The sequence below is a fragment of the Comamonas sp. B21-038 genome (assembly GCF_022387135.1).
Classification (GTDB): Bacteria; Pseudomonadota; Gammaproteobacteria; order Burkholderiales; family Burkholderiaceae_C; genus Comamonas; species Comamonas sediminis.
Window position 1 is genome coordinate 2,294,365 of the sequence record NZ_CP092462.1, and the last position, 19,044, is coordinate 2,313,408.

The 19,044-nt window shown below is 59.9% G+C and carries 13 protein-coding genes and 2 rRNA genes; 1 reads left to right on the top strand and 14 read right to left on the bottom strand.

Features of this window, described 5'->3' with window-relative positions:
• Positions 1–290: 290 nt before the first annotated feature.
• Complete coding sequence (gene xth, locus MJ205_RS10450) at positions 291–1,067, top strand: exodeoxyribonuclease III (protein ID WP_239812383.1); 777 nt, start codon at positions 291–293, stop codon at positions 1,065–1,067.
• A gap of 50 nt (positions 1,068–1,117) precedes the next feature.
• On the opposite strand, the gene MJ205_RS10455 is transcribed toward xth, so the two are convergent.
• The 14 genes from MJ205_RS10455 to MJ205_RS10520 all read right to left on the bottom strand — a co-directional run bounded on the left by MJ205_RS10455 (position 1,118) and on the right by MJ205_RS10520 (position 18,794).
• A complete protein-coding gene (locus MJ205_RS10455) occupies positions 1,118–2,398 on the bottom strand; it encodes an IS4 family transposase (RefSeq protein ID WP_239811420.1) in 1,281 nt (426 codons plus the stop codon).
• 164 nt (positions 2,399–2,562) lie between these two features.
• Positions 2,563–3,894 carry a dicarboxylate/amino acid:cation symporter gene (locus MJ205_RS10460; RefSeq protein ID WP_239812384.1) on the bottom strand — a complete coding sequence of 444 codons (1,332 nt, stop codon included), beginning with the start codon at positions 3,892–3,894 and terminating at the stop codon, positions 2,563–2,565.
• Positions 3,895–4,297: 403 nt separating this feature from the next.
• A complete protein-coding gene (locus MJ205_RS10465; RefSeq protein ID WP_239812385.1) occupies positions 4,298–5,224 on the bottom strand; it encodes a hypothetical protein in 927 nt (308 codons plus the stop codon).
• A 133-nt stretch (positions 5,225–5,357) separates the two neighbouring features.
• Positions 5,358–6,926 (bottom strand): nitrogen regulation protein NR(I), encoded by a 1,569-nt coding sequence (gene ntrC, locus MJ205_RS10470; protein WP_305852728.1) that lies wholly within the window; start codon positions 6,924–6,926, stop codon positions 5,358–5,360.
• Positions 6,927–6,994: 68 nt separating this feature from the next.
• The gene (glnL, locus tag MJ205_RS10475) at positions 6,995–8,068 is read right to left on the bottom strand and encodes a nitrogen regulation protein NR(II) (protein WP_239812386.1); all 1,074 of its coding nucleotides are present in this window, start codon (positions 8,066–8,068) and stop codon (positions 6,995–6,997) included.
• A 30-nt stretch (positions 8,069–8,098) separates the two neighbouring features.
• A complete protein-coding gene (locus MJ205_RS10480) occupies positions 8,099–8,626 on the bottom strand; it encodes a hypothetical protein (RefSeq protein WP_239812387.1) in 528 nt (175 codons plus the stop codon).
• A 261-nt stretch (positions 8,627–8,887) separates the two neighbouring features.
• Positions 8,888–10,303 (bottom strand): type I glutamate--ammonia ligase, encoded by a 1,416-nt coding sequence (glnA, locus tag MJ205_RS10485; RefSeq protein WP_116927832.1) that lies wholly within the window; start codon positions 10,301–10,303, stop codon positions 8,888–8,890.
• Between the two features lie 383 nt (positions 10,304–10,686).
• The gene (locus MJ205_RS10490; protein ID WP_239812388.1) at positions 10,687–11,595 is read right to left on the bottom strand and encodes an EI24 domain-containing protein; all 909 of its coding nucleotides are present in this window, start codon (positions 11,593–11,595) and stop codon (positions 10,687–10,689) included.
• A gap of 84 nt (positions 11,596–11,679) precedes the next feature.
• On the bottom strand, positions 11,680–12,699 hold the full coding sequence (locus tag MJ205_RS10495; protein WP_239812389.1) for a sterol desaturase family protein: 1,020 nt from the start codon (positions 12,697–12,699) through the stop codon (positions 11,680–11,682).
• A 64-nt stretch (positions 12,700–12,763) separates the two neighbouring features.
• Positions 12,764–13,600, bottom strand: coding sequence for a polysaccharide deacetylase family protein (locus MJ205_RS10500; RefSeq protein WP_239812390.1), 837 nt, complete (start codon positions 13,598–13,600; stop codon positions 12,764–12,766).
• 38 nt (positions 13,601–13,638) lie between these two features.
• Positions 13,639–14,574 carry a YncE family protein gene (locus MJ205_RS10505; protein WP_239812717.1) on the bottom strand — a complete coding sequence of 312 codons (936 nt, stop codon included), beginning with the start codon at positions 14,572–14,574 and terminating at the stop codon, positions 13,639–13,641.
• 164 nt (positions 14,575–14,738) lie between these two features.
• Positions 14,739–15,479 carry a 16S rRNA pseudouridine(516) synthase gene (locus tag MJ205_RS10510; RefSeq protein ID WP_239812391.1) on the bottom strand — a complete coding sequence of 247 codons (741 nt, stop codon included), beginning with the start codon at positions 15,477–15,479 and terminating at the stop codon, positions 14,739–14,741.
• 96 nt (positions 15,480–15,575) lie between these two features.
• Positions 15,576–15,688: ribosomal RNA gene (gene rrf / locus MJ205_RS10515) — 5S ribosomal RNA — on the bottom strand.
• A 228-nt stretch (positions 15,689–15,916) separates the two neighbouring features.
• Positions 15,917–18,794, bottom strand: a 23S ribosomal RNA gene (locus tag MJ205_RS10520).
• Positions 18,795–19,044 lie beyond the last annotated feature (250 nt).

A 19,044-nucleotide genomic window follows, 5' to 3' on the forward strand; every position in this document is an offset into this window, starting at 1 on the left:
CCACGTGGAATCCATTGCGATCAAGGTCCTGCACGTTCACCCGGAAGGACGGCGACCAGCCATCATCTTCAGGTTGGTCATGGGGATAGTAATTGCCTTGCTATAGGTCGATAAAGAGCTAGCAAAACCACCGCCGACCGGATCGACAAGCATCCGAACGCCAGCATGCAGCAAAATGGAGCCTAGCAAGAATTCCGATGGTGCGAAGGACCAGCAGCGGGGATGGTAGCCAGAGTTTTTCAGCGGCCCCAACGCTCCTGCACATCATTGATTAATAGAAAGAAATTGTTATGCGCATAGCCACCTGGAACGTCAACTCCCTCTCCGTCCGTCTGCCGCAGGTGCTGGAATGGCTGGCCGCCAACCCCGTCGATGTGCTGGGCCTGCAGGAACTCAAGCTCACCGACGACAAGTTTCCGCATGAGGCGCTGGCGGAGGCTGGCTACCAGGCGGTGGCGTTTGGCCAGAAGACTTACAACGGAGTGGCGCTGCTCAGCCGGGGCGAGCTCAAGGATGTGGTGCGCGCCAACCCGCAGTTTGCCGATGAGCAGTCGCGCATCATTGCCGGCACGGTGGCCAGCCCGGCCGGCGATATCCGCGTGATCAACTGCTATTTCGTCAACGGCCAGGAGCCGGGCTCGGACAAGTTTGCCTACAAGCTGCGCTGGCTCACAGGACTGGAAGCCTATGTGAAGGCCGAGATGGCCTTGCACCCGCGCCTGGTGCTGGTGGGCGACTTCAACGTCGCGCCGGAAGACCGCGACAGCTACGACCCCGATGGTCTGCGCGACACCATCCACCACACCAAGGAAGAGCGCGATGCCTTCCAGGGACTGTTGGCGCTGGGTCTGACCGACGCCTACCGCCTGTTCGAGCAGCCCGAGAAAAGCTACAGCTGGTGGGACTACCGCATGCTGGGCTTTCAGAAGAACCGGGGCCTGCGCATTGACCATATCCTGGTGAGCGAAGCACTCAAGGGCTCGGTGAGCGCCTGCACGATCGACCGCGCACCGCGCAAGAACAAGCAGCCCAGCGACCATGCACCGGTGGTGGTGACCCTGGGCTGATCCGGCTTTCAACCCATGCAAAAAACGGGCCGCAGCCCAATGCCAGTCAGTTAAGCCCTGACTGGCATTTTCTTTGGTGGGTACTTGCCGCGTGTAGAGCGCTTGACTTCACGAGGAAAGCTGCGGCCGTGCCTGCGTGGCGGCAGCACGAAGTGCCGGGCCTCGTCCATCAGCCATTGCAGGTGTTGAGGGACCACACCCACACGGGCTAGGTGCACGCTGCGCAGTGCGCCCACGATGGCGTGGCGCGCCGTGTGAAAGCTGATGCGCACGGGCTCCACTTGCACATGCTGGGCCATCAGCCGCATGCACCGGCGCAGCAACGTGTGGGCGATCAAGACGCCCCAGACCTCCTGCATGACCAACTCGGGCTGGCGGCTGCGCAGCACGCTATGGCCTTGCTGCAGTGATTGCTTGATCTCCCGAAACCCCAGCTCGATCTCCCAGCGCTGGCGGTACAACTGCGCCAACTGTGGTGCTGCGAACCTTTGGGCATCGAGCATGGAGGTGATGAAACGCCTGGGCTTGCCATCGACCTGCGTCTGGATCATCCGGGCCTGCCAGTGGCTAGGCAGTTCCGCGCGCAGTTGCCTGGCCCGCTGCGAGACGGGCATGCGGATCAGCCAGTCGTCCTCTCCCAGCGTCTGCACCACCTCATGGCGCAGGTTGTCCCGCGCGCGCATGAGCCAATGGCGCTCTGCGCCGCCTTGCTGCCAGTCCAGCAGAAAAGCCGAGGAGAAGTAGGCCCGGTCGAACAGCGTGATCGAGTGGTCCAGCCCGCGCAAACCTGCAGCCAGCGTCAGCTCGCCACAACTGTAATCGCCCAGCTTGGCGTCGAGCAGCTCGTGGCTGTCGGTGTCCAGCAAGCACACGGCTCGCACCATGGGCCAGGGCTGCGGGCCGTACTGCGTCTGGCCACTGCCCAGCACCTGGCGGTTGTCCGTGCTGTCCGGGGCTGACCAGACCACGCCATCGACTGCCAACACCCGCAACGTCTCCTCGTGCACCGGGTGGACCCGTCCCCAGGCCTGGGTGAGCAGTCCGAACAGATGCTCCAGCGGCTCAGCACCCAGTCTCTGACGGGCCTGCACACTGGCGCTGGGGACGGGCAGCTCTTTGCCCTCCAGCGTCAGTGCCATCTCCTGCACAACTTGCCACAGAGGCATCTGACGGAACAGGGCCAGCCCGATCACCAGCCACACCGCGTGTTCGGCCGGCAGCTTGCGACGCCGGATGGACGCTTTACCGGTGGCACATAGAGCTTGTTCGATCCAGGCTGGATCAATCAACGCGCTCAACTCGGACACGCCGCCAGCAGGCAGGTCGGCCAAGGTCTCATTCAGGGTGGTTTGCAGCAGGCCGGCCAAAAGAAAAAGGGAACGCGTTGAACACGTTCCCTTTGTAGCCGCTATTAGCCTCGCCTGAGCTTAACTGATTGGCATTGGGCCGCAGCCCGTTTTTTTGTGTCTGTACTACGCTGAGCGCAGCATCCAGATCAAGCCTTGCTGTCGGTCTCCGGCAGCGCATGCATCGCCAGCGCAGCCTCGGCATCGAGCTTGCGGCTCAGCGCTTCGGCGTCTTCTTCAGACAGCAGTTCGCCCTCCCACTTCGCAACCACGGCAGAGGCCAGCGAGTTGCCGACGGCATTGGTCGCAGAGCGGCCCATGTCCAGGAAGGTGTCGATGCCCAGGATCAGCAGCAGGCCGGCTTCAGGGATGTTGAAGTGGCTCAAGGTGGCAGCAATCACCACCAGCGACGCGCGCGGCACGCCGGCAATGCCTTTGGAGGTGAGCATCAGCACCAGCAGCATGGTGATCTGCGTGCCCAAGGACAGCTCGATGCCATAGGCCTGTGCGATGAACAAGGTCGCAAAGGTGCAGTACATCATCGAGCCATCAAGGTTGAAGGAGTAGCCCATGGGCATGACAAAGCTCGAGATCTTGCGCTTGACGCCAAAGCGGTCGAGCGCGTCGAGGATCTTGGGATAGGCGGCCTCGGAGCTGGCGGTGGCAAAGGAGACCATGAAGGCTTCCTTGATCAAGGTCAGCAGCTTGAACACGCGCTTGCCCAGGAAGGCCATACCTGCCAGCACCAGCAGCGACCACAGGATGAACAGGCCCAGGTAGAACTCACCCATGAACACGGCGAACTTCAGCAGAATGCCCAGGCCATTGATGGCGACGGTCGAAGCCATGGCCGACAGCACTGCCAGTGGCGCGAGCTTCATCACATAGCCGGTGATCTTGAGCATCACATGCGAGAGCTCATCGATGGCGGCCAGCAAGGTCTTGGCCTTGTCGCCCAGCGCAGCCATGGCCACGCCGAAGAACATCGAGAACACGACAATCTGCAGAATCTCGTTGTTTGCCATGGCTTCGGCAAACGATTTGGGTACCGTGTGGTTGATGAACTCGCGCAACGTGAACTTGCCGGTGGCGAGGTTGGTGGCCGCGCTCACGTCCGGCAGCGGCAGGCCGAGGTTGGCGCCGGGCTGCAGCACATTGGCCAGCACCATGCCCAACAGCAGCGACACCAAGGATGCGGTGAGGAACCACATCATCGCCTTGAAAAACACCCGGCCCACCGATGCGGCATCGCCCATGTGCGCAATGCCCACGACCAGGGTCGAGAACACCAGCGGCCCGATCAGCATCTTGATCAGCCGCAGGAACACATCGGAGACGATGGAGATGTAGCCAGCAATATCCTTGGCGGCGGCTGCATCACCGGCGCTTGCGTTGACTGCGTAGCCCAGCGCAATGCCAGCCAGCATCGCCGCCAAAATCCACAGCGCGGACGAAGAGCCCTTTTTGCCCGTGAGAGCCATAACCAATACCTTTGATGTGTGTGATTTATGGTGCTGTCCAGGGCGCTGCGGGCCTCTTGTGCGGCACACCAGCACGGGGGCCATGCTGGAGGGAGTGCGCCATGACCAGCCCGGGCAGGCTGGCTGCCGGGTGAAGGTGGTAAATCCGCTGCACAAGGAAAGAGCGATGAGGCTGCCTTGGACGGCAGGATTGCAGGTTCTGCGGGCCCGATTGTAGCCGCAAGTTTTTGCGGCTGAGCGCGCCTAACCCGAGAAAGTGGGCGCCTACATGGAGTTTTTTTCCCAATTCACGGGAATTTTGCGCGGCTACCCAGTAAGTTTCATCGGGCCGCAGGCGGGTGCGTTGCCGACCTTCTCCACTGTGGATCGACGCTTTGTACGAGCCTATTGAGAGACAACCGTGCTAGCGGGCGCGGGCGTCCTGCATGTGCTGCAGCTCATCGGTATAGCGGCGCAGCTGCTGCGCCTGCGCTTGCAGCAGGGGACGCACCTCCAGTGGCAAGGCCGATTCCAGCACGCGCTGGTAGCGCTCGGCCACCAGCACCAGGCACAGATTGCATTCGGCGATCAGGTCACGGTCGCTGTGGAGGTTGGCCCGCTGCTTGAATTCGGTCCAGCGGCGGTGCATGCGGCCTGCCGCGCTGAGCCCGGGCCGCTCCACCAGCGGGCTGGGCTCGGCCAGTTGCAACTGCACATCCTGCAGCTGCCAGTCCATCGCACGGAAGTGCTCGGCCAGCGCATACAAGTGGCTGCGCAACGCAATGGCTCGCGCTTGCTCGCTGCCTGCTACCAGACACTCCTCACAATCAGCCAGGCCTTGCTGCAGCACGCGTACCGCATGCTGCACCTCCGCGCCAGACAACTGCTCCCCCTCCAGACCGCTGATCGCATGCTCATAGGCGGCGCGGGCGATGGCGCTCGCCTCGGGCCAATCCATGGGGTTGCTGCCGCGTACGTGCTGCCACTGCACTTCGAGCTGGTTGACCAACGCGTCAAAGCCTGAAGGGTTGCGCTGTGCTGCATACCAGCCCAGTGCCAGCGCCGGGCGGTAGGCCTCGAAGGGCTGACCCGCCACATAAAAATCCATGCTCTGGTAGTGGCTGCGCCAGTAGCTGTCTTCCCGCGCCGGATTGCCCCACAAGGCCTTGGCCTTGGGTGGCAGGCCACCAGCCATTGCGCCGTGCAGTGCATCGCCCGCCAGATGGGCCATGCCACTGGCGGTGGACGCTGCCAGCCGCAAGGTATTGAACAGCGCCGAGCGCTGGCGGCCAATGCGCTCAGGCGAATTGCGGTACGCCTGGGCCGAAAACACCGAAGTCATCTTTTGCATGGAGAGCACCACCGGGCAGACAGGGAATCACCCATTGTGGCACGGTTCAAACCGCAGCCGTGGCAGGTGTCTGTAAGCCAAACCGCCGCCTGGGGAGGCGGCGGTTTATCGGGGGATCCCAGGTTGCGCTGCCTCAATCGTCACTGGCCGACAACCCAAGCTCCTGGATCTTGCGGGTGATGGTGTTGCGGCCAATGCCCAGACGCTGGGCTGCCTCCATGCGCCGGCCATGGGTTGCGGCCAGCGCGCTTTTGATCAGCTGCGATTCGAAGCGGCGGCTGAGCACATCCCAGACCTCGGTACTGCCGGACTGCAGCAGCGCATCGGCCTCGCGCGCCAGATCGCCCTCCCAATCACCGCCCGCAGCTGCGCCGTGGATGGCACCGCTCGCGCTGCCGTGGACGGGCATGGACAGGGCTGCGGGCTGGGCAGGCGGCTCAACGGCGGCGGGCCGGTAGCTGTATTCCTGTGCGGGTGCCTGCACCGCAGGTGCCAGGCCAGGCATGCCCGCAGAGGCCAGCGGCGCCGCCGGTGTGGCCTGCAGCACTTCCGGCGGCAGATCCTGTGCGGAGACCCACTGCGCGGGCGCCATCACGGTGATCCAGTGGCAGATGTTCTCCAGCTGCCGCACATTGCCCGGAAAGGCGAACTGGGCCAACTGGGTCAGTGCAGCTTCGGACAGCTGCTTGGGCTCTACCCCCAGTTGCTTGGCGCTGGCCGCCAGAAAGTGGCGCGCCAGCATTGGAATGTCCTCCTTGCGCTCACGCAGAGGCGGCAGGCGCAAGCGGATGACATTGAGGCGGTGGAACAAGTCTTCGCGGAACACGCCCTTGTGCACCCGGTCTTCCAGATTCTGGTGGGTCGCGGCAATCACGCGCACGTGGGACTTGACAGGCACATGGCCCCCCACGCGGTAGAAATGCCCATCAGACAGCACGCGCAGCAGGCGGGTCTGCAGGTCAAACGGCATGTCACCGATTTCATCGAGGAACAGGGTGCCGCCCTCGGCCTGCTCAAAGCGGCCTCGGCGCTGGGTCTGGGCGCCAGTGAAGGCGCCACGCTCATGGCCAAACAGCTCGCTCTCGAGCAAATCCTTGGGGATGGCGGCCGTGTTGATGGCCACAAACGGACCGCCCGCCACCGGCGAATGCTTGTGCAGCGCGCGTGCGACCAGCTCCTTGCCCGAGCCCGATTCGCCGGTCACCATGACCGTGACATTGCTTTGCGACAGCCGGCCGATGGCACGAAACACATCCTGCATCGCCGGGGCCTGGCCCAGCATCTCACCGTTGCCGGCGGACTGCGACAGCTCTGGCGCCTGGCTCTCGCTTTGCTGCACGGCACGCTTGATCAGCTCCACCGCCTTGGGCAGGTCAAAGGGCTTGGGCAGGTATTCAAATGCGCCGCGCTGGAAGGCCGAGACGGCGCTGTCCAGATCCGAGTAGGCGGTCATGATGATGACCGGCAGCTGCGGGTGGTCCTCATGCACTTGTTCCAGCAGTTGCAGGCCATTGCCGCCTGGCATGCGGATGTCGCTGACCAACACTGACGGGGCCAGTGCCTGGTCGCTCACGCTTTCAAAGGCTTCCAGTACTTCCTTGGGATGCACAAAGCTGCGTGTGGGCAGCTGCTCGCGGGCGAGTGCCTTTTCCAGTACGAATCGGATCGACGGGTCATCATCCACTATCCAGATTGGTTTCATTGTCGCTATCACCCTACCCTTACAGTTCTACATACCGTGGTCCTGCAGCAAGGGATGCGATCTGCACCCTAGTCTGTCAACGGCAGCATGATGCGGAAATCCGTGCGCCCAGGCTCGCTCTCGCATTCGATAAGGCCTTCGTGCCGCTGCACAAAGGTCTGCGCCAAAGGCAAACCCAGGCCTGTGCCGCCATCACGTCCGGTCACCAAGGGGTAGAAGATCCGCTCCTTGATGTCCGGCTCGATGCCAGGACCGTTGTCAATGACATGCAATTCCAGTGCCAACTTGTGCCGCTTGCGACCCAGGGTCAACTGCCGGGCAATGCGTGTACGCAACGTGATGCGTGCATTGTCCTGCGCAATCTGCGGCACCAGCACCTGTGCTGCATTCTGCACAATGTTCAGCAATGCCTGAATCAACTGCTCGCGATCACCGCGGATTTCGGGCAGCGAGGTGTCGTAATCACGCTCAATGCGCAGGCCTTGCGGGTACTCCAGCAACACCAGCTGGCAGACGCGCTCGCAGACCTCGTGGATATTGACATCGCCGACCGTGTGCGGATGGCGGTGTGGCGCAAGCAAACGGTCGACCAGCGCCTGCAGGCGGTCGGCCTCATGGATGATGACGTCGGTGTATTCCTTGAGCTGGGCATCGGGCAGCTCCAGCTCCAGCAGCTGGGCAGCACCGCGTATGCCACCCAGCGGATTCTTGATCTCATGGGCAAGGTTGCGTATCAACTCCTTGTTGGCCAACGCCTGCTCGCGCACGCGCTCCTCGCGGTCCTGGCGCACCTGCTGCTCCAGCGGCCACAGCTCCACCAGAATGCTCTCCTCCTCTTCCCACCACGAGAGGTTGGCATGCACCGGAAAGGAGTCCTGCAAGCTGCGCCGCAACTGCGCCTCGAAGCGCAGCGACGAGAAGCGCTGCGCCCGCGCATCGACCAGGGCCTTGTGGACCAGTTCGTCATCCTGAAAAAAACCGCCGAAGTAATGCCCCAGGATGCTTTTGCGCGAGACGCCCAGCGCGTTCTCCAGGGCTGCATTGACCCGTTCAGCGGCGCCGTCGAGACGAATCACGGCGACCAGGGTGGCGATATGTTCCAGCGCCTGCCATTCACGATCGATGGCACGGAGGTCAGACATGGGGTGTGCCCAGAAAGGTAGAAGCCCTGATTATGGGGCCGGCAAGCGCTGGAGCTCGCGCTGAATGCCAGCGATATCGCTGTCGTTGCGCGCGATTTCCTGCTTCAGATCTTCCACGCGCTTGGTGTAGAAGGCGGGGTTGCGCATCTCCAAGGCGTTTTTCTCAGGCTCGCCATTGTTGTACTCGCGCGCCAACGCGGTCTTCTTGTCCTGGGCTTTTTTCAGCTCGGTCTCCAGGATGAGGCGCGCGTCGGAATCGCGGGCGCGGCCCTCGGCCGTGGTAGAGCGTGGCGCGGGTGTGGCGGCAGCGGGTGCACGCGCGGGGCGTGGCGCAGCGGCCGGGGCATTTGGTGCGGGTGCCGGGCTGGCAGCGGGCGTATGCGGGCGTGTGCCTTGCACGACGGTGACGTTGGCGCCTTCCACCACGGCACAGCCTTTTTGCCGTGCCTTGGCCACATCGTTGGTGTATTCATTGCCACAGCGGTAAATGCGATCCTGCGCCACCGCGCCTTGCGCACATGCCACTGCCACCATCAAAAACAACAACTTTGTATGCATAACCCCGTTTCGCCCGTTCGCTCCACTTTGCCTTTAAACCCGTGACAGCCTTTAGCGACTTTGCACGATGACCCCTCTGCAACCCGCAGTGTAGCTACAAAGGAGGTCGATCACGCCGAACAGTTCCTGCTGTTACAGATTCGCCGCAAGCCGCCAACGCCAGCGCGGCGGACCCCTGATAAAAAACGACCTGCCACCTTGGAAGGTTGACAGGTCGCTTTGTCCAGCGGGGCTAGGCCGAAAAGCCTGGCGGGAACGGCTTTACAGCGAGTAGTACATATCGTATTCGACAGGGTGCACCGCTTGGCGGAAGCGGGTCACTTCGCCCATCTTCAGCTCAATGTAGGCATCCAGCATGCTGTCGCTGAACACACCGCCCTTGGTCAGGAAGGCGCGGTCGGCATCCAGTGCTTCCAGGGCCTGGTCCAGGCTGTGGCACACGGTGGGGACCAGCTTGTCTTCTTCCGGAGGCAGATGGTACAGGTCCTTGGTGGCAGCTTCGCCTGGATGGATCTTGTTTTCCACGCCGTCCAGACCGGCCATCAGCAACGCTGCGAAGCCCAGGTAGGGGTTCATCAGTGGATCGGGGAAACGTGCTTCCACGCGGCGGCCCTTGGGGTTGCTCACGTAAGGAATACGGATCGATGCCGAGCGGTTCTTGGCCGAGTAAGCCAGCTTCACAGGGGCTTCGAAACCAGGAACCAGGCGCTTGTAGCTGTTGGTGCCAGGGTTGGTGATGGCGTTCAGTGCACGGGCGTGCTTGATGATGCCGCCGATGTAGTACAGCGCGAAATCGGACAGACCGGCATAGCCGTCACCGGCGAACAGGTTCTTGCCGTCTTTCCACACAGACTGGTGCACGTGCATGCCCGAGCCGTTGTCGCCCGAATAGGGCTTGGGCATGAACGTTGCGGTCTTGCCGTAGGTGTCCGCCACGTTCCAGATCACGTACTTCTGCACCTGGGTCCAGTCTGCACGCTCCACCAGCGTGGAGAAGCGGGTGCCCAGTTCGTTCTGGCCAGCGCCGGCCACTTCGTGGTGGAACACTTCGACGGGGATGCCCAGCGACTCGAGCAGCAGGGACATTTCAGCGCGCATGTCCTGGGTGCTGTCCACGGGAGGCACGGGGAAGTAGCCGCCTTTGACGCGTGGACGGTGACCACGGTTGCCATTGTCGAACTTGGCGCCGCTGTTCCAGGGTGCTTCGTATTCTTCGATGTCGAAGAACGGGTTGTTAGGTTCGGTGCTCCAACGCACGCCGTCGAAGATGAAGAATTCTGGCTCTGGACCGAAATAGGCGGTATCGCCCAGGCCCGATGCCTTCAGGTAGGCTTCAGCGCGCTTGGCCACCGAACGTGGATCGCGGTCATAGGCCTTGCCGTCACCGGGCTCGATCACGTCGCACTGCAGGAACATCGTGGTTTCGTCAAAGAACGGATCGATGTTGGCCGTGTTGGGATCGGGCATCAGCAGCATGTCGGAGGCTTCAATACCCTTCCAGCCAGCGATGGAGGAGCCATCAAACGCGTGGCCCGAGGTGAACTTGTCTTCGTCAAAGTGCGAGATAGGCACCGTGACGTGCTGTTCCTTGCCACGGGTGTCGGTGAAACGCAGATCAACGAACTTGACCTCGTTCTCGTCCAACATGCTCATCACATCTGCAACGCTCTTGGCCATCTAATGCTCCAAAGAAAATCGTGAATAAAAAGGGCTGTGCCAAGACTAAAGCAGTTTACGTGCCAGTTTTGTGACATGCCCATACCGACCGGAAAACGCGGGCTTGGCGAATGCCCCTGCATTCGTACTGTGCCCAAAGCCAGACTGTACCGCGCTTTTGGCCTACCCCCAGAGGGGCGCTGAGGATTTTGCAGCCGGCGGCCCAGATCCGTGCAGCGCGAGGGCTAGGATACGGCATTGGCACCAAAATGGTGCAAATCGGGGGTGACGCAACTTGAGAAGCGTTAGTGCACCAAAATGGGTATTAGCGCACTGCATTGGTGCGCTGCCTGCAGGAATAGGCTGTGAGCCTGCAACCTCCGCGCCCTGCCCCGCCCAGACCCCTACATCGCATCTCCGGAGTCTGGCACTCGCACACCATCGGTTTTGCCGCGCAGCGCGGGCTCCGTCACCGGCAGCTGTGCGCCCGGATCTCCATCGGCAATCCGCAGCTGCTGCAGCGCAGCCAGGCAGAAATGGATGAACCATAGCGAGGAAAACGCAAAGGTGATCGCATAGATCCATACGGCGATCGGAATCAGCACCACAAAGCCAATCGTGAAGACCATGCCCGAAGCCCAGACGATGCTGGGCGCGATGCCGATATAGCCGGAGATGATGCCCATCAGCAGCAGCGGCCAGCGGTGGCGCTGCAGGAGGGTGTCGCGTTCGGCCTTGCTGGCATGGTCGGCCAGCGCATCCACACTCATCACGCGGTAGGTGAGCCAGCCCCAGATGACGGGAGGCACAATCAGCACCAAAGGGGGGATCAGCCACAGCGGCATCGTCACGACAAAGGCCACGACAGCCACTGCCGAGGTGCTCAGGGCCCAGAGCACACTGGTCACCAGGCCCATGCCTTTTTTCTTCTCCAAAAGGGGGAAGCGCTGCTCGGTCACCATATTGACCAGCGCGGGCGTCATCAGCAGTGCAATCACCAGCAGCGCAACCACCGCTGCCACGGGCGTGATCAGGATCAGCACCACAAAGGGCGCGATGCCCGCTGCAAAACCCTCGGTGCCGCTGCTGCCAAACCAGCTGAACACCGTGCGCAGCCAGCCAATGGTCTCCACCCAGTGCTGCATGGTCGCGACCGTGCCCGACCAGAAGAAATAGCTCCAGCCCCCCAGAGCCACCAACATCACCACCAGCGGCAAAATGGACAGCAGCATCACACGCGGACGGAAGCAATAGGCGGCAGCGCGCCAGAAAGCATCAAACATCAGGCTGGAGCCGGCAGACGCTGAGGGCATGGGTGAACTCCTTGTAGGTTTCAGCGGCACCGCAGGACAGGGAATTGCCCTCTGCGGAAGCGGATGGCAGGCATGGACTTCGCTTCAGGCACGGCCCAGCAACCGCAACAGACCACGCCACTGCTGGCTCCAAAAACCGCGCCCGTAATCGCGCAACTGCCCGTGGCGGTTGGGCTGCACCTGGTCACGGATACCGGTGGGGTCATAGCGTAGCTCAAAGTTGGCAGTGCCAAAAAGCATATCCCACCATGGCAGCAGTACACCAAAATTACAGCCCCCCAATCGCGTACGGGGCACGGCCTCTCCGGCCTTGACGGCAGGGCTGGGCGCCGCAGAAGACGTGGGTGACTCGTGGCCAATGCCGATGGCATGGTGGCGGCGGTGAAAGCGCGGGCTGATCCACAGGCGCTCGCCCAGGCGGCCAAACCACAGGCGCAGATTGGCGTGCTGCAGGCTTTCGCTCAATTGGGTGATGGCGACAATCGCGACGAACTGGCTGGGCGCCACACCGATCAAGACGGCGATGAACACCAAAATACTGTCATGCACCAGGTCATCGAGCAGGTGGTTGCGGTTGTCGCTCCACATCGTCATCTGCCGCTGGGAATGGTGCAAGGCATGCAGCCGCCACCACCAGACAAACTGGTGCTGGCCCCGGTGGATCCAGTACGCGACGAAGTCGAACACCACCAGGTAGATCAGCAGGCTTACCCAGCCCAGGTCCGTGACACCAGGCCAGAGTGCATCCAGATGCCAGGTCTCAAAACCGCGCACGCGCAGCGCGCCCACCACCATGTCCCACAGCGGATCGATGGTGAAGAACAAGGCCAGACGGAACAGACCCAGGCGATGGATAAAGGTGTAGAGCATGTCCACACGGATCGCATGCCGGTCGGTCACCGCCTCGACGGGCCGCCAGCGCTGCAGCGGCGCGATGACCAGGACCATAATGACGATCTGCAGGCAACCGACCAAGAACCAGCCCGCTGCCGTGTAGCCATCTTCCAGGTAGCTGGCAAGGCCCAGGTTGAACAGCAGCGGCTGCAGCAGCTGCTCGAACAGCCACTGCTGCGCGTTATCAAAAAGCGTGCTGAGAAATTCCATGGCAAACCATTAGTGCGAATCGGGCTTCCAGCGCTGCAGCCAGTGTGCGCTACTGCGCGCGCTTTCAGCCACCATGCTGACGAATCCAATCCTTGTATTGCGGATGCTCACGCAAGGTGGCAAAACAAAATCCCTTGGCCTGCAGGCCTTCGATCAGCGGCTGCAGTACGGCCGGCGCCCAAGGGTCCTTGCGGTCCCAGATGCCCAGGTGGGCCAGCAAGATATCGCCGGGGCGGATGTCCCGGAGCGCCTTGTTCAGCAACTGCTGGTTGGGGTATTGGTCACTGGGCAGTTCATCGCCCAAAAAACCCGCCGGCGACCAACCGACATGCGCATAGCCGCAGCCCTTGGCGGCGGCTATCAGGCTGGGCGAGGTCTTGCCACCCGGCGCGCGAAACAGCGGCAAGGGCTTGACGCCGGTGATCTTGGCGAGACGGTCCTCGGATTGTTGAATCTGCGCGCAGTACTGCGCGGCCGTCCATTCAAAGCGTTGCCCGGCCTGCGGGCCTTGTGACGGCTGCACTTTGAACCGGGGCGCAGCGCCTGCCGGCACTTTGACATCGCCACGCCAGTAGGTGTGGTCCCAGGTGTGGGAGGCAAAGGCATGGCCTTCTGCGGCGCGCGCACGCCACCAGGGCGCCCAGTGGTCACCCAGGCTGCCATCGCCCTCCTTGGTGCGTTCATTGGCCGCAAAGAAGGTGACCTTGACCTGCGTCTTGTGCAGAACCTCGGCGATCTGGTTGGCCACCCCCATGTGGCCAGTGTCCAAGGTCAGATAGACGGGCTTGCTGCAACTCGCTCCCGCAGCGGCCGCTGCGGCAGGCGCTGAAGCAGCAGGCTGGGCAAAGGCAACGGCGCTGCCCAAATGGGCGGCCAGAAGCCAGAAAAATGTGCTGCGCATGGCGTGGCTATCCCCTCTGCGGCTGACTCAACGATGCACTAGCGCGGTGCGTGGTCCAGCACCCAGATGCCGTGCGGCGATTTGCCGACCTTGACCTGGTTGACCACCTTGCGCTCAACCGTGTCGATCACACTCATCTTGCCTGCCCAACGCGAACTGAGGTAGATGTAGCGGCCGTCCGGGCTCACATCCATGCAATCGGGGCCGCTCGGTCCAGGGTAGCGGTCGACCACCTTCTGGCTCACCATGTCGAGCTTGCTGATGGTATTGGCCACCCGGTTGCTGACGAAAAGATGGCGGCCATCGCCGGTCGCGCGGAAGGCGTGCGCACCCTTGTCGGTCTTGATCGTATTGACCAGCCGGGGCTCGGCGCCACTGACGTCGAACACCTGAACGCCGTCACTGCCGGTGAGCGCAATGAACACGAATTTATCGTCCGGGCTCCCATACAGATCGGCCGGCATCTGCCCCGTCTTGGTGCGCCACTTGAGGGTCTGTGTGGCTATGTCGATCGCCACCAGCTCGTCGCTGTCCTGCATCGTCGAGTAGATCGTTGTGCTCTTGCTGTCGATCCACAGGTGGCTCGGAGTTTTGCCTGTCGCTATGCGCTTGGCCAGCTTGGGTTCCTGCCCATCCCAACGATAGATGTCGATATGGTTGAGACGATTGGCGGCGGTAACGAACCACTTCATGTCCGGCGAAAAACGCAGGTGGTAGGGATCGGAAATACCCTGGATCACGCGCTGCACCTCCGCTGTCTTGGGATCGACAAAGGTCAGCGAATCGCCGGTGGCATTGGCCACGATCACCGACTTGCTGTCCGGCGTCAGGTACAGGTGATGCGGCTCCTTGCCGGTGGGAATGCGCTTGACCTCTTTCCAGGTTGCCGGATCGATGACGCTGATGCTGGCATCGAGGGAATTGAGCACAAGGATCGGGTTGGCAGCATGCACCGCAGTGGCTGCAAGGGCCATCACCGCGACCAGAGAACGGACAAAAACGAGGGGCTTCACAAGCGATTCCTACTAGTAACGCAGCGAGTGTAGCTGCCTGCGATAAATGGCAGCACCGCTTGGGGGCGATTGGTGATGTAAATAATCGTTGAACTTGCGCCAAAGCCACACAAGGTCAAAAACCGTCAGGGCTTGAGCAGTGCCAGCTCTTCGGCAGTGAGCCAGCGCCACTGACCCGGCTTGAGCTCTTCCGTCAGAACCAGACCGCCAATCTGGGCCCGGTGCAGCCCTTCCACACGGTTGCCCACCGCCGCCAACATGCGTTTGACCTGGTGGTACTTGCCTTCGGTCAGGGTCAGATCCAAGGTATTGTCGCCCGTCTTCACGCAGGCAGCAGCCTTCACGGGCTTGGGGTCGTCATCGAGCACCACGCCTGCCAACAGACGCTCGACCTGCTGCTCGGTGACCGCATGCTTGGCCGTCACCTGGTAGCGCTTGGGAACATGCTTTTTGGGCGAGCTCATGCGATGGATAAACTGGCCATCATCGCTGAGCAGCAGCATGCCGGTGGTGTCCTGGTCCAACCGCCCCACCGCCTGCAGACCCTGAATGGCATTCTTGTTGGGCCTGGTGCGCAATGGCACCGGCAGCAGGCTGTAGATACTGGGGTAGGCCGACGGCTTTTGCGAGCATTCGGTACCCGCAGGCTTGTTCAGCAGCACATAGCCCAGTGCATGGTATTCCCACTCCACGCCCTGGACCTTGAAGCGCAGGCCATCCGGATCCACCTCGGCGGTCGAGTCGGTGACGGACAGCCATTCATTCGCCTGTGCATCCCACAACTGCACCCAGCCTTGCTGCACCAAGCCGGAACACACGCGGCGTACACCAAAACCCTGCGAATACAACATATCCTGCAACTGCATCACAACCTCTACAAGCGAGCTGCAGACCGCTGCTGCAGCGAGATAAAAAGAAAAACCCCTCTACTCGGTAGAGCAGAGGGGTTGATCAGTATAAAAGCCTGACGATGACCTACTTTCACACGGGAATCCGCACTATCATCGGCGCGAAGTCGTTTCACTGTCCTGTTCGGGATGGGAAGGAGTGGTACCAACTTGCTATGGTCATCAGGCATAACTTTTTGCTTTGCTGCCAGGTTTGTTAGGCAGCGCAGCGAATTCATAGAGTCGGCATCAAGCTTTGGGCTTGGTGCTATCAGCGTTTAATTTGATTGCGCCGACCTGAGCCAATGATTGTAACACGCTGTGGTGTTCATCTGATCTCAAGTCTTTGGCATAACTGCAGTTGCAGTGTTTCTTTGCTTGGGCCCCCATCTAAGGGAGGGGCCGATCAAAGTTATAGGGTCAAGCCGCACGAGCAATTAGTATTGGTTAGCTTAACGCATTGCTGCGCTTCCACACCCAACCTATCAACGTCCTGGTCTAGAACGACTCTTCAGGGGGGTCAAGCCCCCGGCAGATCTCATCTTGGAACGAGTTTCCCGCTTAGATGCTTTCAGCGGTTATCTCTTCCACACATAGCTACTCGGCAATGCCACTGGCGTGACAACCGATACACCAGAGGTGTGTCCACTCCGGTCCTCTCGTACTAGGAGCAGGCTTCCTCAAATCTGCAGCGCCCACGGAAGATAGGGACCAAACTGTCTCACGACGTTTTAAACCCAGCTCACGTACCTCTTTAAATGGCGAACAGCCATACCCTTGGGACCGACTACAGCCCCAGGATGAGATGAGCCGACATCGAGGTGCCAAACACCGCCGTCGATATGAACTCTTGGGCGGTATCAGCCTGTTATCCCCAGAGTACCTTTTATCCGTTGAGCGATGGCCCTTCCATACAGAACCACCGGATCACTATGTCCTGCTTTCGCATCTGCTCGACTTGTCAGTCTCGCAGTTAAGCACGCTTATGCCATTGCACTATCGTCACGATGTCCGACCGTAACTAGCGTACCTTCGAACTCCTCCGTTACGCTTTGGGAGGAGACCGCCCCAGTCAAACTGCCTACCATGCACTGTCCCCGATCCAGATCATGGACCAAGGTTAGAACCTCAAACACACCAGGGTGGTATTTCAACGTTGGCTCCATGAGAACTAGCATCCTCACTTCAAAGCCTCCCACCTATCCTACACAGATCTGTTCAAAGTCCAATACAAAGCTACAGTAAAGGTTCATGGGGTCTTTCCGTCTTTCCGCGGGGAGATTGCATCATCACAAACATTTCAACTTCGCTGAGTCTCAGGAGGAGACAGTGTGGCCATCGTTACGCCATTCGTGCAGGTCGGAACTTACCCGACAAGGAATTTCGCTACCTTAGGACCGTTATAGTTACGGCCGCCGTTTACTGGGACTTCAATCAAGAGCTTGCACCCCATCATTTAATCTTCCAGCACCGGGCAGGCGTCACACCCTATACGTCCACTTTCGTGTTTGCAGAGTGCTGTGTTTTTATTAAACAGTCGCAGCCACCTATTCTTTGCAACCCCGTTTAGCTCCATTTGTTCAACTTCACTTACTTGGGGCACACCTTCTCCCGAAGTTACGGTGTCAATTTGCCGAGTTCCTTCTCCTGAGTTCTCTCAAGCGCCTTAGAATACTCATCTCGCGCACCAGTGTCGGTTTGCGGTACGGTCGTGTGTAGCTGAAGCTTAGTGGCTTTTCCTGGAAGCTGGGTATCACTCACTTCGTCTGCAAGCAGACCCGTTATCACCCCTCATCTTAGCCCGGCGGATTTGCCTACCGAGCACGACTACAGGCTTGAACCAACATATCCAACAGTTGGCTGAGCTAACCTTCTTCGTCCCCACATCGCACTACACATCGGTACGGGAATATTGACCCGTTTCCCATCAGTTACGCATCTCTGCCTCACCTTAGGGGCCGACTTACTCTACGCCGATGAACGTTGCGTAGAAAACCTTGCGCTTACGGCGAGCGGGCTTTTCACCCGCTTTAACGCTACTCATGTCAGCATTCGCACTTCTGATACCTCCAGCATCCGTTACCAGACACCTTCACAGGCTTACAGAACGCTCTCCTACCACGCACAGTAAAACTGTGCATCCGCAGCTTCGGTAACTGGCTTAGCCCCGTTACATCTTCCGCGCAGGACGACTCGATCAGTGAGCTATTACGCTTTCTTTAAATGATGGCTGCTTCTAAGCCAACATCCTGACTGTTTTAGCCTTCCCACTTCGTTTCCCACTTAGCCCGTTTTAGGGACCTTAGCTGGCGGTCTGGGTTGTTTCCCTCTTGAGTCCGGACGTTAGCACCCGGTGCTCTGTCTCCCAAGCTGTACTCTGCGGTATTCGGAGTTTGCATAGGTTTGGTAAGTCGCCATGACCCCCTAGCCTAAACAGTGCTCTACCCCGCAGGTAATACTTGAGGCACTACCTAAATAGTTTTCGGAGAGAACCAGCTATTTCCAAGTTTGTTTAGCCTTTCACCCCTATCCACAGCTCATCCCCTAGTTTTGCAACACTAGTGGGTTCGGACCTCCAGTACCTGTTACGGCACCTTCATCCTGGCCATGGATAGATCACTTGGTTTCGGGTCTACACCCAGCGACTTGTCGCCCTATTCGGACTCGATTTCTCTGCGCCTTCCCTATTCGGTTAAGCTTGCCACTGAATGTAAGTCGCTGACCCATTATACAAAAGGTACGCCGTCACCCCTAAGGGCTCCGACTTTTTGTAAGCATGCGGTTTCAGGATCTATTTCACTCCCCTCCCGGGGTTCTTTTCGCCTTTCCCTCACGGTACTTGTTCACTATCGGTCGATGATGAGTATTTAGCCTTGGAGGATGGTCCCCCCATATTCAGACAGGGTTTCTCGTGCCCCGCCCTACTTATCTGCAGCCTAGTACCACCAATGCGTTTTCACATACGGGGCTATCACCCACTATGGCCGGACTTTCCATTCCGTTTTGTTAACACACTGACTATCACTGCAAGGCTCTTCCGAATTCGCTCGCCACTACTATCGGAATCTCGGTTGATGTCTTTTCCTCTGGGTACTTAGATGTTTCAGTTCTCCAGGTTCGCTTCACTGCGCTATGTATTCACTCAGTGATACCTATTGCTAGGTGGGTTCCCCCATTCAGAAATCTCCGGATCAAAGTTTATTTGCCAACTCCCCGAAGCTTATCGCAGGCTATCACGTCTTTCGTCGCCTATCATCGCCAAGGCATCCACCACATGCTCTTAGTCACTTGACCCTATAACTTTGATATCTATCGCTAGATCTCAAGCACAAGAACCCAAGCAACTGCTTATGCGAGGTCTCTCACCTCGCGCGTTATGCCGTAATGTGAATATCTTTGCTGTAAACCCAGTTTCCCAGATTCACATTCTTGAAGAATATTCGTCATTACTGAATAAAAATTGCTCTCGCAAAGTTTCATTCGTTTTGACGCAATCAAATTGTTGCTGGCGGCACGGTCTGCACTAAACCTTCTACGTTTGTGC

Coding starts and splice junctions, on each gene's coding strand:
- MJ205_RS10510 (WP_239812391.1), bottom strand. CDS start 15,479: ATGCAGTTGCAGGATATGTTGTATTCGCAGGGTTTTGGTGTACGCCGC.
- xth (WP_239812383.1), top strand. CDS start 291: ATGCGCATAGCCACCTGGAACGTCAACTCCCTCTCCGTCCGTCTGCCG.
- MJ205_RS10490 (WP_239812388.1), bottom strand. CDS start 11,595: ATGCCCTCAGCGTCTGCCGGCTCCAGCCTGATGTTTGATGCTTTCTGG.
- glnL (WP_239812386.1), bottom strand. CDS start 8,068: ATGTCTGACCTCCGTGCCATCGATCGTGAATGGCAGGCGCTGGAACAT.
- MJ205_RS10505 (WP_239812717.1), bottom strand. CDS start 14,574: ATGGCCCTTGCAGCCACTGCGGTGCATGCTGCCAACCCGATCCTTGTG.
- MJ205_RS10460 (WP_239812384.1), bottom strand. CDS start 3,894: ATGGCTCTCACGGGCAAAAAGGGCTCTTCGTCCGCGCTGTGGATTTTG.
- MJ205_RS10480 (WP_239812387.1), bottom strand. CDS start 8,626: ATGCATACAAAGTTGTTGTTTTTGATGGTGGCAGTGGCATGTGCGCAA.
- MJ205_RS10465 (WP_239812385.1), bottom strand. CDS start 5,224: ATGCAAAAGATGACTTCGGTGTTTTCGGCCCAGGCGTACCGCAATTCG.
- MJ205_RS10500 (WP_239812390.1), bottom strand. CDS start 13,600: ATGCGCAGCACATTTTTCTGGCTTCTGGCCGCCCATTTGGGCAGCGCC.
- MJ205_RS10495 (WP_239812389.1), bottom strand. CDS start 12,699: ATGGAATTTCTCAGCACGCTTTTTGATAACGCGCAGCAGTGGCTGTTC.
- ntrC (WP_305852728.1), bottom strand. CDS start 6,926: ATGAAACCAATCTGGATAGTGGATGATGACCCGTCGATCCGATTCGTA.
- glnA (WP_116927832.1), bottom strand. CDS start 10,303: ATGGCCAAGAGCGTTGCAGATGTGATGAGCATGTTGGACGAGAACGAG.